At 68.3% G+C, this 13087-nt stretch carries 13 protein-coding genes, 1 tRNA gene and 1 other RNA gene; 10 read left to right on the forward strand and 5 right to left on the reverse strand.

Annotation, left to right across the window (positions count from 1 at the left end):
- Window positions 1-140 precede the first annotated feature (140 nt).
- The 6 genes from prfB (at window position 141) to E0H26_RS28280 (ending at window position 5224) form a co-directional block, all read left to right on the forward strand.
- The gene (prfB, locus tag E0H26_RS28255; protein ID WP_131309423.1) at window positions 141-1262 is read left to right on the forward strand and encodes a peptide chain release factor 2; all 1122 of its coding nucleotides are present in this window, start codon (window positions 141-143) and stop codon (window positions 1260-1262) included.
- A 118-nt stretch (window positions 1263-1380) separates the two neighbouring features.
- Window positions 1381-2061: a cell division ATP-binding protein FtsE gene (gene ftsE / locus E0H26_RS28260; RefSeq protein WP_013731749.1), complete on the forward strand. Its 681-nt coding sequence runs from the start codon at window positions 1381-1383 to the stop codon at window positions 2059-2061.
- Between the two features lie 69 nt (window positions 2062-2130).
- Window positions 2131-3006, forward strand: coding sequence for a permease-like cell division protein FtsX (gene ftsX / locus E0H26_RS28265; RefSeq protein ID WP_131309425.1), 876 nt, complete (start codon window positions 2131-2133; stop codon window positions 3004-3006).
- A gap of 190 nt (window positions 3007-3196) precedes the next feature.
- Window positions 3197-3676 carry an SsrA-binding protein SmpB gene (gene smpB / locus E0H26_RS28270; protein ID WP_131309427.1) on the forward strand — a complete coding sequence of 160 codons (480 nt, stop codon included), beginning with the start codon at window positions 3197-3199 and terminating at the stop codon, window positions 3674-3676.
- A 107-nt stretch (window positions 3677-3783) separates the two neighbouring features.
- Window positions 3784-4159: a transfer-messenger RNA gene (gene ssrA, locus E0H26_RS28275) on the forward strand.
- Between the two features lie 93 nt (window positions 4160-4252).
- On the forward strand, window positions 4253-5224 hold the full coding sequence (locus E0H26_RS28280; protein WP_131309429.1) for a hypothetical protein: 972 nt from the start codon (window positions 4253-4255) through the stop codon (window positions 5222-5224).
- A gap of 29 nt (window positions 5225-5253) precedes the next feature.
- Here E0H26_RS28280 and mdlC read toward each other — a convergent pair whose 3' ends face one another.
- Window positions 5254-6849 (reverse strand): benzoylformate decarboxylase, encoded by a 1596-nt coding sequence (mdlC, locus tag E0H26_RS28285; protein WP_131309431.1) that lies wholly within the window; start codon window positions 6847-6849, stop codon window positions 5254-5256.
- 284 nt (window positions 6850-7133) lie between these two features.
- Here mdlC and E0H26_RS28290 point away from each other — a divergent pair, with 284 nt between their 5' ends.
- Together E0H26_RS28290 and E0H26_RS28295 are read left to right on the forward strand one after the other, a co-directional pair.
- A complete protein-coding gene (locus E0H26_RS28290; protein ID WP_131309433.1) occupies window positions 7134-7724 on the forward strand; it encodes a YqgE/AlgH family protein in 591 nt (196 codons plus the stop codon).
- A gap of 90 nt (window positions 7725-7814) precedes the next feature.
- A tRNA-Ala gene (locus tag E0H26_RS28295) sits at window positions 7815-7887 on the forward strand.
- Window positions 7888-8348: 461 nt separating this feature from the next.
- On the opposite strand, the gene E0H26_RS29690 is transcribed toward E0H26_RS28295, so the two are convergent.
- From E0H26_RS29690 to E0H26_RS28320, 4 genes are all read right to left on the reverse strand, one after another.
- Window positions 8349-8729 carry a hypothetical protein gene (locus E0H26_RS29690; RefSeq protein ID WP_206025418.1) on the reverse strand — a complete coding sequence of 127 codons (381 nt, stop codon included), beginning with the start codon at window positions 8727-8729 and terminating at the stop codon, window positions 8349-8351.
- 64 nt (window positions 8730-8793) lie between these two features.
- Complete coding sequence (locus E0H26_RS28310; RefSeq protein WP_131309435.1) at window positions 8794-9504, reverse strand: SDR family oxidoreductase; 711 nt, start codon at window positions 9502-9504, stop codon at window positions 8794-8796.
- Between the two features lie 21 nt (window positions 9505-9525).
- Window positions 9526-10206, reverse strand: a complete 681-nt coding sequence (locus E0H26_RS28315; RefSeq protein WP_131309437.1) for an SDR family oxidoreductase — start codon at window positions 10204-10206, stop codon at window positions 9526-9528.
- Window positions 10207-10301: 95 nt separating this feature from the next.
- Window positions 10302-10799: a MarR family winged helix-turn-helix transcriptional regulator gene (locus E0H26_RS28320; protein ID WP_131309439.1), complete on the reverse strand. Its 498-nt coding sequence runs from the start codon at window positions 10797-10799 to the stop codon at window positions 10302-10304.
- Between the two features lie 230 nt (window positions 10800-11029).
- On the opposite strand from E0H26_RS28320, the gene E0H26_RS28325 reads away from it, so the two are divergent.
- Window positions 11030-12061 (forward strand): zinc-binding dehydrogenase, encoded by a 1032-nt coding sequence (locus E0H26_RS28325; RefSeq protein WP_240742439.1) that lies wholly within the window; start codon window positions 11030-11032, stop codon window positions 12059-12061.
- Window positions 12062-12076: 15 nt separating this feature from the next.
- Complete coding sequence (locus E0H26_RS28330; RefSeq protein WP_131309443.1) at window positions 12077-13018, forward strand: AraC family transcriptional regulator; 942 nt, start codon at window positions 12077-12079, stop codon at window positions 13016-13018.
- Window positions 13019-13087 lie beyond the last annotated feature (69 nt).

Consider the following 13087-nt stretch of genomic DNA (forward strand, 5'->3'; position numbering starts at 1 on the left):
CTCCTCGCCCGAGCAGTGCTGATTTTGGCTCGGGACTGCGGGGCTCGCAAGCTCACTCCTCGCCCGAGCAGTGCTGATTTTGGCTCGGGACTGCGGGGCTCGCAAGCTCACTCCTCGCCCGAGCAGTACGCTTGTCTGTCGTGACAGCTGCCGATTACGCCGACCAGCTCAAGGATCTCGACGCCACCCTGCGCAACATCGAGGCGGTGCTCGACCTGGACCGCCTGCGGGCGGACAAGGCCCGCCTGGAGCAGGAGGCGTCCGCTCCGGACCTGTGGGACGACCAGGCCCGGGCCCAACAGGTCACGTCGCAGCTGTCGTACGTCAACGGCGAGATCGACAAGCTGGGTAGCCTGCGCTCGCGCCTCGACGACGCGCACGTGCTGCTGGAACTGGCCGAGGCCGAGGCCGACTCGGGCGTGCTCACCGAGGTCGAGTCGGAGATCACCGGGTTGGGCAAGGCCATCCAGGAGATGGAGGTCCGCACCCTGCTCTCCGGCGAGTACGACTCCCGGGAGGCGCTGGTGGCCATCCGGGCGGGTGCCGGTGGCGTGGACGCGGCGGACTTCGCCGAGATGCTGCTGCGGATGTACCTGCGCTGGGCCGAGCGGCACGGCTACCCGACCGAGGTCTACGAGACCTCGTACGCCGAGGAGGCCGGGCTCAAGTCGGCCACCTTCACGGTCAAGGTCCCGTACGCGTTCGGCACGCTCAGCGTGGAGTCCGGCACCCACCGGTTGGTGCGGATCAGCCCCTTCGACAACCAGGGCCGCCGGCAGACCAGCTTCGCCGGGGTCGAGGTGCTGCCGGTGGTGGAGCAGACCGACCACATCGACATCCCCGAGAACGAGATGCGGATCGACGTCTACCGCTCGTCCGGGCCGGGTGGGCAGAGCGTCAACACCACCGACTCGGCGGTACGGATCACCCACATCCCGACCGGCATCGTGGTGACCTGCCAGAACGAGAAGTCGCAGCTACAGAACAAGGCGTCCGCGCTGCGGGTGCTCCAGGCCCGGCTGCTGGAGCGCAAGCGCCAGGAGGAGCAGGCCAAGCTTCAGGGCCTGAAGACCGAGGCCGCCGGCTCGTGGGGCGACCAGATGCGGTCGTACGTTCTGCACCCTTATCAGATGGTGAAGGATTTGCGTACCGAGCAGGAGACTGGTAACCCGACCGCCGTTTTCGACGGTGAGCTGGACTCTTTCATCGAGGCGGGTATCCGCTGGCGCAAGCAGCAGCAGCTCGCTGGCGACGCTGCGTGACCGATCGTGGGCGGAGTGCGTCATCGATCACCACGTGACGTGCTGAATCAATGACATGTCCCGCAACGGCGGGGCGTAGCACTTGGCACGACAGTTACACCGCGTAGACTCACCACCCGTGATTCAGCTTGAGCAAGTGACGAAGACGTACCCGAAGGCGTCGCGGCCTTCGCTCGACAACGTGTCCGTGTCGATCGACAAGGGCGAGTTCGTCTTCTTCATCGGTCCATCCGGCTCCGGCAAGTCCACGATCATCAAGATGCTGCTGCACGAGGTGACCCCCAACAAGGGTCGCGTCGTCGTCAACGGCAAGGACGTCACCTCGATGCGGTCCTGGAAGCGCCCGCACTTCCGCCGCTCGATCGGGTGTGTCTTCCAGGACTTCCGGCTGCTGCCCAACCGCACCGCGTACGAGAACGTGGCCTTCGCGCTTGAGGTGATCGGCAAGACCAAGGCGGTGGCCCGCCGGGTCGTGCCGGAGGTGCTGGAGCTGGTCGGCCTCGGTGGCAAGGAGCACCGCTACCCGCACGAGCTTTCCGGTGGTGAGCAGCAGCGTGTCGCGGTGGCCCGGGCGTTCGTGAACCGTCCGCTGATCCTGCTGGCCGACGAGCCGACCGGAAACCTGGACCCGGACACGTCCATCGAGATCATGCGCCTGCTGGACCGGATCAACCGCACCGGCACGACCGTCGTGATGGTCACGCACGACTCCAACATCGTGAACCAGATGCGCCGCCGGGTCATCGAGATCGAGAGCGGCCGCATCGTTCGCGACCAGGCCCGCGGCGTCTACGGGTGACGAGGCGAACCCACCGCACCCTGATCTGACGACGAACACCTCACGCCGGAGAGCCGGAGGAATATCCCGATGCGGATGAAATACGTCCTGTCCGAGGTACTGGTCGGACTGTGGCGCAACGTGACGATGACCATCGCGATGATCATCACGTTGGGTGTCTCGCTGACCATGCTCGGTGCCAGCGGCCTGATCTACACCAAGGTCGCTGACATGAAGGAGCTCTACTTCGAGAACATTCAGGTGTCGGTCTTCCTGAAGACCGACATCTCCGAAGAGGAGCGCGCCGAGCTGGGCGCCCGGCTGGAGGCCGACCCGCTGGTCTCGCAGGTCACCTACGTCAACAAGGAAGAGGCGTTCCAGCGCTTCCAGGAGATGTTCCGGGACTCGCCGGACCTGCTGAGCGCGGTCAAGGCGGACCAGCTGCCCGAGTCGTACCGGCTCAACCTGGTCAACCCGGAGGAATACAAGACCATCTCGGAGCAGTACGCCTCGGCTGCGGGCGTCGACCAGGTGGTCGACCAGAGCCAGGTGCTCGACAAGATCTTCAACCTCTTCACCGCCGGGCAGAACGTCGCGCTGGCCGCCGCCGTCGCCATGGCCGTCGCCGCGCTGCTTCTGGTGGCCAACACCATCCAGGTCGCCGCGTACAGCAAGCGGCGCGAGGTCGCGGTCATGAAGCTGGTCGGCGCCTCGAACTGGTTCATCCAGGCGCCGTTCGTACTGGAAGCGGTGGTTGCCGGCCTGATCGGCTCGGTGCTCGGCTTGGGCGCCCTGATCGCGTTGAAGAAGTTCCTCTTCGACGACGCGCTCAGTGCCCTGCAAGGGCTGTTCGCCCCGGTGAGCTGGGGTGAGGTGCTGCTGACCTTCCCGCTGATGGCCGGCATCGGTGGCCTGATCAGCGCGGTCACCGCCTGGGTCACGCTCCGCTTCTACCTGCGGGTCTAGCTTCGGTACGACGGCCGCTCGCGCGGACTGCGGGGCTGGCGAGCCCCCTTCTCGCTCACGCTGACCAAAGGGCCCTTCCGCGCCGGAATAAATGGCGCGGAAGGGCCCTTGTCGTTCGGGTAGCATGATCTCCGCTCGCTGGCCGGTCGCGGCCGGTGGGAGCGGGTAACCGGGAGGGGGTGGCGCCGCGATGCCACGGGAAAAGGGGCGTAAGGTCGTCGCCTCCAACAAGAAGGCCCGCCACGACTACGCCATCCTCGACACGTACGAGGCGGGCATGGCGCTGACCGGCACCGAGGTGAAGTCGCTGCGGGCCGGGCGGGCTTCGTTGGTCGACGCGTTCGCGCAGGAGCGTGACGGCGAGTTGTACCTGCACGGCATGCACATTCCGGAGTACACCCAGGGCACCTGGACCAACCATGAGCCCCGGCGTACCCGCAAGCTGCTGCTCAAGCGGTTGGAGATCGACCGGCTGATTGGCAAGACCCGGGAGAGCGGGCTGACCATGGTGCCGTTGCAGGTCTACTTCTCCGACGGCTGGGCCAAGGTCGAGATCGGCCTGGCCAAGGGCAAGAAGGCGTACGACAAACGTCAGGACCTCGCCAAGCGGGACGCGGACCGGGAGATCCAGCGTGCGGTCGGCCGGCGAGGTAAGGGAATGGGTGACTGATTTGTCCGAATCATCCTCGGTGTCGGCGGCGACGCGGGCTCGGGATGATTCGGGTTGCGGCAGGCGTTACGCTTGTCGGAGCCGCCGGAAGATCGGCGGCCTGTCGAGGGGGTGACTGGTTTCGACTTCGTACGTTGCGGCAGGGGAAGCGAGCCGAGGAAGCCGACGTCGTCTCGAGAATCGTTCGTCGGAAACCAATAAGCGCCAAGAGCAATCGCGCTGACTTCGCTCTCGCCGCCTGAGGCGAGTAGCAAGTCTGTCGGCCTGGGAGTGCCTTCGACCCAGATAGCCGGCATCAGCTAGGAGGCTGGCCAACCGGACCCGGTCGCGGGGTCCGTGCGGCGAGATTAATCAGCGACTGGGCCCGTCACACCGACTCGCTCGCGTGATCGGAGGGGCCGAGTAGAGGCACAGCGAGCTGCGCTCGGAGAAGCCCTGACAAGGCGGCGAAGGACCCGGGTTCGATTCCCGGCACCTCCACCACCTGTACTGCGCGCCCCGGTCACCCGACCGGGGCGCGCAGTCGTCTGTGCTGCGGGCGGGGAACCCCGCCGGTCCGTGGCCCGTCAAACCGTCATGCGCCGATCGGTCGCCCTGCTGGGCCTGCCACTGATGATGATCGTCTCCGGGTGCGGCCCGGCGGGCACCGACCCGGCCGGGCCCGGTGGCCCGGCCGACAGCTCCGGTCGTGCCGACGACCGCCGGGCGGTGTTCGAGCGACGAGCGGGCGCAGCGGCGCAGGCATGGCAGCCCGGCGGCGCGTGGACCAATGGCTACGTACCGCTCCAGGAACCGACAGTCCTGGTCGGGGAGGCCAACTTCACCGCGCAGACCAAGACGGCCTTCCTGGCCGGGTGGTACCAGAACACCGTCGAGTTGCCCGCCGCCAAGCCCGCCGACGGCGCGGTGCGTTTTCCGGACGGCGCGACGACGGTGCCTCTGATCAGTGCCACCGAGGCGTACCAGCAGCTCGACCAGGGTGGTTCAGGAGCCTGCTCCGGCCCGCCAATGGACCCGGCCACCCCGCCACCGGCCGCGCCGGGCGGCGAACCGGACAACGCGGTGAGCAGCCGCCCACAGGGCGACTGCGTCCGGCTGACCATCACGAAGGTCGAGCTGGGTACCGCGCCGGTGCACACCACCCGGGGTGAGGCGCAGGTGCCGGCGTGGCTGTTCACCGTCCCGCAGATCGAAGCGGTGGTGGCCCGGGTGGCGGTCGCACCGGGCGCGGTCGGCGCCCTGCCCGAGCCGTCGACGCCGCCCGGGGCGCCCCCGACGGGCCTGGTCAGCGCACAGGACATCGAGGCCATCGACGGTACGAAATTGACCTACCGACTCGGCGTGGGCAGCTGCGACACCGAGATCACCCCGCTGGTGCAGGAGTACGACCACCTCGTCGTGGTCGGCGGCACCGTCACCCCACCGGTCGACGGGTGTGACGACATGCTCAACCTGCATCCGGTCGAGGTGACGCTGTCCGCCCCGGTGGGCGTACGGCTGATCGTCGACGCGCTCACCGGGGCCCCGCTTCGATTGGCGGCCGCCTGACGAGACCTGGGCCGGGCTTCCGGAGGCGCTCAGAGGATCGGCGGGATGTCGGTGCGGATCGGCACCGGCAGCACCGTCGGTCCGTCCGCCCGCAACGCGCTGCCGAGCGCGTCACCGAGCTGGTCGGGGGTCTCGACCACGGTGGTGGCGCAGCCATAGCCGCGCGCGATCGAGGCGATGTCCAGCCCGGGCAGGTCCAGCCCGGGGACCCCCGGAGTGTGCTTGAGTTCGGCGAACGCCTTGAGGATGGCGTACTGCTGGTTGACCGGGACGACCACGACCAGCGGCAGCCGCAGCTGGGCCGCGGTCCACAGCGCCTGCACCGAGTAGTGGAACGAGCCGTCGCCGATCACGGCGACCACCGGCCGGTGCTGACCGGTGTCGCGTTGGGCCAGCGCGATGCCGACCGCCGCCGGCAGGCCGTAACCGAGCCCGCCGCTGGCCATCGTGAAGTACGAGCCGGGCCGGTTGAACCGCAGCCGGCGGCGCAACGCGGACAGGTTGGACGGTGACTCCTGCACCAGCACCCCGTCCTGCGGCCAGTACCGGGCCAACGCGGCGAAGAGCGCGTCGGCACTGAGCGGGAGGGAGTCGTCGACCGGTGACAGGTCGGGTCGGGCCGGTGGCGGCGGCCGGTCCACCGGAGGCATCAGGTCGGCCAGGGCGGCGAGGGTGAGCCCGGCGTCGCCGAGCAGGCTGTCACCGACCGGAGCGCGAGCCGCCTCCTCGGGATCGTCGGTGATGTGCAGCAGGCGGGCACCGTCCGGCACCGTGTCGCCGGGCACGTGCGGGTAGTAACGGAACACCGGGGCGCCGGCCACCAGGACCATGTCGTGCCCGCGCAACCGCTCGGCCAACGGGCCGGCAGCGAAGGGCAGCACCCCCTGGAAGTGCGGATGGTCCTCGGGGAAGGCGGTCCGCTCGGACGCGGGGGCCGACCAGACCGGCGCGGCCAGCCGCTCGGCCAGCGCGACGGCCGCCTCCCACGCGCCGGCACGGTCCACCGCCGCACCGAGCACCAGGACCGGTGACCGGCTGGTCGCCAGCGCGGCGGCGAACTGCCGCAGCCGCTGCGGATCGGCCGCGTACCGGGTGGCCACCGTGCGGGTCTGCGGTGGCGGATCGGCGGGCTGTGCCCAGTCGTCCAGCGGCAGGGAGAGAAAGACCGGCCCGGCCGGCGGCTGGATCGCGGTGGCGTACGCCCGCATGAGTGAGGCCGGCACGTCCTGCGCGCGGACCGGCTCGTGCGCCCACTTGACGTACGGCTGGGGCAACTCGGTGGGGCGACGGGCGGTGAGTCGCGGTTCGAGCAGCAACATCTGCCGGGTCTGCTGGCCGGCGGTGACGATCAGCGGTGTCCGGTTGTGCCAGGCGGTGACGATGTTGCCCATGGCGTTGCCGGTGCCGGGCGCGGTGTGCAGGTTGACGTGAGCTGGGCGTCCGGTGGCTTGGGCGTACCCGTCGGCCATCCCGACCGCCGACGCCTCGTGCAGCGCGTGCACGTACTGGAAATCCTCGGGGAAGGCATGCAGGAACGGCTCCTCGGTCGAACCGGGGTTGCCGAAGACGGTGGTCATGCCCAGCGCGCGGAGCAGCTCGTAGGTGGTGTCACGGACCGTTGCCATCGTCCCTGAATCTAGCCGGGTGACTCCGGCCGACAGGGCCATTCCGCTGTGCCGGAGGCCGCCGATCGCCGGTGCGTGACGGGTGCCGGCGGCCGGCTGCTCGTCGCCGTGGTGGATCTCCGGGCACCGCTGTCGATCACCCGACGATCAGACCGTCGCCACGGTCGGGGACGCAGGCTATGGTGCCAGACATGGCAACGACAGCGCGGATGGCATCGACGGGGCCTGCCGTCGGTGTGCACGATCGGCCCCGCCGGCTGCTGCACGGCTGACGGGTGCGCGTGATGCAGGGAGAGGGGCAGGCGATCGGCGGGCGGGCCATGGAGTCGATGACCGGGAAACTGCTGGTGGCGACGCCCGTGCTGAAGGATCCGAACTTCGACCGTACGGTGGTGCTGCTGGTCGCCCACGAGCCGGGTGGCGCGCTCGGGGTGGTGCTGAACCGGGCGACCGAGGTGCCGGTGGCGGACGTGCTGCGGGACTGGGGCGATCTGGCGCGGCATCCGGCGGTGCTGTTCGAAGGCGGTCCGGTGCAGCCCGACTCGGCGATCTGCCTGGCCCGGATGCGTCAGCCGGTCCGCCGCCTCAAGGGCTTCCACCAGGTCTCCGGCGCCGTCGGCACGCTCGACCTGTCCGTCGATCCGCACCGCCTGCGGGAGAGCGTGCAGACCATCCGGGTTTTCGCCGGGTACGCCGGCTGGGGCACGGGGCAACTGGAGCAGGAGATCGAGGACGGTTCCTGGTTCGTGCTCGATGCGCTGCCCGGTGACGCCTTCGTGGATCGGCCCGACGATCTGTGGCCCATGGTGCTGCGCCGGCAGGGCGGCATGATGGCCGCGGTGGCGCATTTCCCGCCGGACGTGGCGCTGAACTGACCCGTACGGCCCGGGGACCCCGCGAGATGACCATGCCGGGCGGCGTGTGTATAGTTCTCTCCGTGCCCGGGCGACCGGGTGCGACCGCAAGGGGCCGTGGCGCAGCTGGTAGCGCACCACACTGGCAGTGTGGGGGTCAGGGGTTCGAGTCCCCTCGGCTCCACCTTGTTTTTGTGCAGTTGAATCGGCATCAGTCATCGACTGGTGCCGATCATTTGTGATCTTGTGGTCACAGCTTTGATCACCCGGCGCCCCACACTACGCCTCAGCGGCCAGTGTTGGAACGCCCGAAGAAACCGCCTCTGACCTGGGATTATTACTGCCCCTCGGGCTGCCCGAGATACCGAGGCCGAAATGTGGGGCGCAAGATCGTGTAGTACGGCGGTGCCGGCCCGTGTCACTTCGTACGAATCGGTCGCTGAGTTACCCGCTCGACGCCTGTTCCCGAGGGGGAGGTTGCGGCAGGCGACTGCCGGGAGCCGTCAGCGGGTGGTTCGCGCTCCGGCAGCACGAGCGGTGTTCCCCGTCGGATCGGTGATGACGCGGGCCCGTACACCGAACACTGTCTCGACCAGTCGCGCGTCGACGACCTCGGCGGGCGGACCCTGGGCGAGTACGGCGCCGTCACACATCGCGACGATCTCGTGGGCGTAACGGCACGCCATGTTGAGATCGTGCAGCAGCCGCGGCTGCGGCCGTCGCCAGTCCCGGCCAGCGGCGCCGGGCGTCCTGCCGGGTCATCTTCGCCGCTGCGCCGAGGTCGCCGTACGAAGCGCCGGCCTTTGCGGCTGCCTGCGCGGCCGCCGTGCTGAACTCGCTCACCATGCGGGCGACGTGCTCGGTGACGGCGACCTCGACCAGCGCGATCTCTCGGGGTCGCTGCTGCTGGGATTCAGGCAGCAGCGACCGTGAGGCCAGACCGAGAGCACGCGCAACAGCTTCGTCGATCGCGCCCCCGATGCGGTCGGCCAGCTGCCGCCGTTGGCCGTTGGTCAGGTAGTCCACTCCAACACCTCCGTCGTCGACAACACCTGTTGTCATACCTCGGCACCCGTAACCTTGAACGAGATCAAATCAGCCCACCGGCTGCCCGTATCGTCTGTCCGGTGATCCACCTGCCGGCCGGTGACACGAGGAAGCCGACGACGTCGGCGATGTCGTCGGGTTCACCGATGCGGCCGAGTGGGGTTATCCCGGCTACCTGGTCGGGGTCGACCATCAGCATGTCGGTCCTGGTGGGGCCGGGCAGCACACTGTTGACGGTGATACCGTGCGGTCCCATTTCCTTGGCGGCCACCTGAACGAGGGTGTCCCCTGCAGCCTTGGTCGCCGCGTAGGGGCCGGTGCCGGGGTTCAGTGCCACTACGGCACCGCTGGAGATGATGACGATCCGTCCGCCGTCGCTCATCCTGCGGGCGGACTCGCGTATGCCCAGGAAGGTGGCGCGGGTGTTCGTCCGCCACATTCGGTCGAACTCGTCGTCGGAGGTGTCGGCGATGGCGGCGTTGGTGGCGGTTGCCGCGTTGCCGACGAAGACGTCGATGCCGCCGAAGTGGTCCTCGGTCGTCTGGAAGAGGGTGCGCAGTTCGCGAGGGTCTGCGACGTCCGCCGGGACGGCTATGGCCTTGCGGTCGAGGGCTTCGACGTGCCGGACGGTTTCGGCTGCTGCTGCGGCGGCGGTGTGGTAGTTGACGACGATGTCGAAGCCGTCGGCGGCAAGCTTGTTGGCGATGGCACGGCCGATGCCGCGTGAGCTACCGGTGATCAGGGCAACGGGCACGCTGCTCTCCTTCTTTCTGGCTCAGGCGTCGTAGACGGGGATGAGAAGTTCGTCCATCGCGGCGGAGTCGCTGGTGACCACGGACCTGATCACGTCCGCGACCGCCTCCGGTGTGGTAGCGCCGGCCAGCAACGATGGGGGAAGCACGTTCCGGTTGGCGGCGGTGGCGATGAGTTGAGGCAGGATGATGTTGACCCGGATGCCGTACGGGCGCAGTTCGAGGTAGAGGATGCGGGCCAGGTGCACCAGGGCCGCCTTGGTGATCCCGTAGGCGGCGGCACCAGCGGTCGGCTCTATTCCCGACCGAGCTCCGGTGTGGACGATGACACCCCCGCCCTTGCGCCGCATGTGCGGCACCACCGCCTGGGTCAGCCACAGCGCGGCGCCGAGGTTGACGCCCATCAGCGCGTGCAGTTCCTCAGGTGTCACCGTCCGGAAGTCGCCGAACGCGTGGGCACCGATCGTGTTGACCAGGACATCCGGCTCTCCGACCTCGCTGACTACCCGATCCAACAGAGGTCCGGCGGTCGCCGGGTCGGTGGGGTCGGCGACCACCCGATGAATGGCGGCGGGCAGGTCCGCAAGGTTCGCGTCGGTACGGTCGACGGCGACCACGGTCAGGCCCGCGGAGTGGAGGGCGCGAGCCGTCGCCTGCCCGAGCCCGCCACCGGCGCCGGCCACAACAGCGATTCGTTCGTGCACTATTTCAGAACCTTCCTGTACGTATTCTGTGCAGCCGTCATCGATTATCCGAAGCATTCGGGCCGGTTCTTGCGGGAGCTGAAAAGAGACGGTAGTCAGACACCGTGCGCCCGAAACAGGGCGCTGCCGCCGGGGGTGATAGCACCGCTGATACGGCGGTTGATCTCGCGCATTTGACGTACCTGGGCGGCGGTCAAGGGATCGAGGATGAGCCGACGCACCATTTCGACGTGCCCGGGTGCCGCCTGACCGACCAGTTCACGGCCGGCCGGTGTCAGCGTGGCGAGCGTCGTCCGGCCGTCGTCGGGATCCGGATGGCGGACGAGCCATCCACGGCGCTCAAGTTTCGTCGCCACCTGGGACAGACGCGACTGGGAGCCGTTGGTGACAAGAGCAAGATCGCGCAGGCGCATCGTGTCCTCGGGCGCGTACGTCAGGCCGGATAGCACCAGGTACTCGTAGAAGGTCAGCCCGGAATCGGCCTGCAACTGGGCGTCGAGGGCGCCCGGCAGCGTCAGCAGGACCGACGCCAGCGCCGTCCATGCCTCCTGCTCGTCCTCGTTCAGCCAACGCGGCTCCTCGACCTCACCCATCCGTCCCACCCTTCCCACGCGTTCCCGCCGCCCACACCGTGGGCGACGGCCCGGCCGAGGCTACTCCTTTTCACTTCAAGGGTCAAGTGACCTCACTTCAAGCTTGATGTGAGTAATGAAACTCGGTCAACCCCTGTCGGTCCGTACGGTACCGACGGTTATGGTCGTCCCATCTGTGGACGGCTTTGAAAGAGGTAAGAATGCGCGCGTCGGTATTGCGGAACGGCTCGATGATCTATCGCGACGACGTGGAGGACCTCGTTCCCGCCAAGGGCCAGGTCCTCGTGAATGTCCTGGCATGCGGCGTCTGCGGAGGCGATCTGCATTTCGCCGAACACAGCGCCCAACTGGTCGAACTGGCCGGGCAGTTGCGTGGCGCGCCCACCCTCACCGACGGACTCGACCTGAGCCTGGATGTCTTCATGGGCCACGAGTTCGTGGGCGAGGTGATCGCCGCCGGTCCGGACACCGACGCGCCCGCGCCGGGCAGTGTGGTGACCTCCATGCCGGCGCTGCTGACATCTCAAGGGATGGCACCGCGGCTCTACTCAAACACCACGCCGGGCGGATACGCGGAGAAGATGCTGCTCAGCGCGCCTCTGCTGGTGCCGGTGCCGAACGGGCTCGACCCGCGGCTGGCGGCACTCACCGAGCCGATGGCGGTGGGCCTACACGCGGTCAACAAAGCCGGGATCGATCCCGGCACGGGCGCTATCGTGATCGGGTGCGGGCCGGCCGGCATCTCCATCATCGCCTCGCTGAAGGCCCTCGGCGCGGGACCGATCATCGCATCGGACTTCTCGCCCGCCCGACGCCGGCTGGCGATGCTCATGGGAGCCGACAACGTGGTCGACCCGGCAACGGAATCCGTCTTCGACGCCGGGGATCGCATCGGCACCGACGCTCTCGTCGTGTTCGAGGCCGTCGGCATCCCGAAGATCCTCAATGAGATCGTCAGGGAGACCCCGATGGGTACCCGAATCGTCGTGGTCGGCGGCGTGATGGAGCCGGACGTCCTGGTGCCCTACTTCGGCATCGCGAAAGAGGCGTCCTTCCAGTTCGTGCAAGCCTACAGTCCGGCCGAGTTCACCGAGTCGCTGCGCCGGATCGCCGACGGGGAGGTCGACGTCGAGCCGATGATCACCGGCGAGGTCGGGCTGGAGGACGTCGGCTTGGCCTTCAACCAGCTGCGGAACCCGGAACGACACTGCAAGATCCTGGTCCGGCCCGGCCTGACGACGAACCCGACGCCGACTCTCTGACCGCGGAAGACCGAGATGATCGACGATCTGTTGTCCGAGGTCTTCGACTTCGTCGAAACGCAGAGCCTGATCTCGGATGCCTTCTCCGCGCGGGGTCCGTGGGTGACACGCTCGGCCACCTCCGACCCGCTCAAGCTGATCGCTGTGGTCAATGGCGGAGCCCGGCTGACCACCGACGGCATCGACCGTCCGCTCCAGATGCAGGCAGGAGATGTCGCCGTGCTCAACAACCGCTCCTGGCTGAAGATCCAGGGCGGTAACGGGGACGGGATCCCACGCGAGATCCCGTCCCCGCCGGGGCCTATCGCGGTCCGGCTCTTCGAGGGAGGCAGCGACGACACCGATGTCGTGCTCGGCAGCCGCCTCCGACTCAATCCCGTCGGCCAGGAGCTGCTGCTGCAGGTCCTTCCCCCGGTCGGCTACCTGCGGGCATCAGCCGCCGCAGCGACACAACTACGGTGCAGCCTCACCCGCCTGATGGAGGAGACGAACACGAACCGGATCGGCTCGGCATTCGCTGTCCGCCGGCAGACCCAGCTCATGCTGCTCGACATCCTGCGCGCCTACATCGAGCAGATCCACCTGCCCGCGGGCTGGCTGAGGCTGCTCACCGACGACCGGCTGCGGCCGGTGCTCAGTCTCATGCACACCAGGCCGGGCGAGCGGTGGACGGTGGACAAGCTGGCGCGGGCCGCGGCGATGTCGCGTACGTCCTTCGCCAACCATTTCCGCTCCGTTGCCGGCGTTCCACCACTGACCTATCTGAACACCTGGCGCATGCTGCTGGCACAGCGCTCACTCAGCGACAGCGATGCAGCTGTCGGACCGTTGGGGGCACGGCTCGGATACGCCTCGGAGAGCGCCTTCAGCGCGGCGTTCAAACGACATACCGGAGAATCCCCGTCGCACTACCGGCGCGGGCAGCGCCGTGCTTGGCAATTCGCTGATAGTTCCTGACGCACCCGACTACCACCAGACCGAGCACCTCGGATGAACCTGGCCTGCGCGCTGCCTTCCGAGGCAGCC

It is taken from the genome of Micromonospora zingiberis (assembly GCF_004331455.1).
Classification (GTDB): domain Bacteria; phylum Actinomycetota; class Actinomycetes; order Mycobacteriales; family Micromonosporaceae; genus Micromonospora; species Micromonospora zingiberis.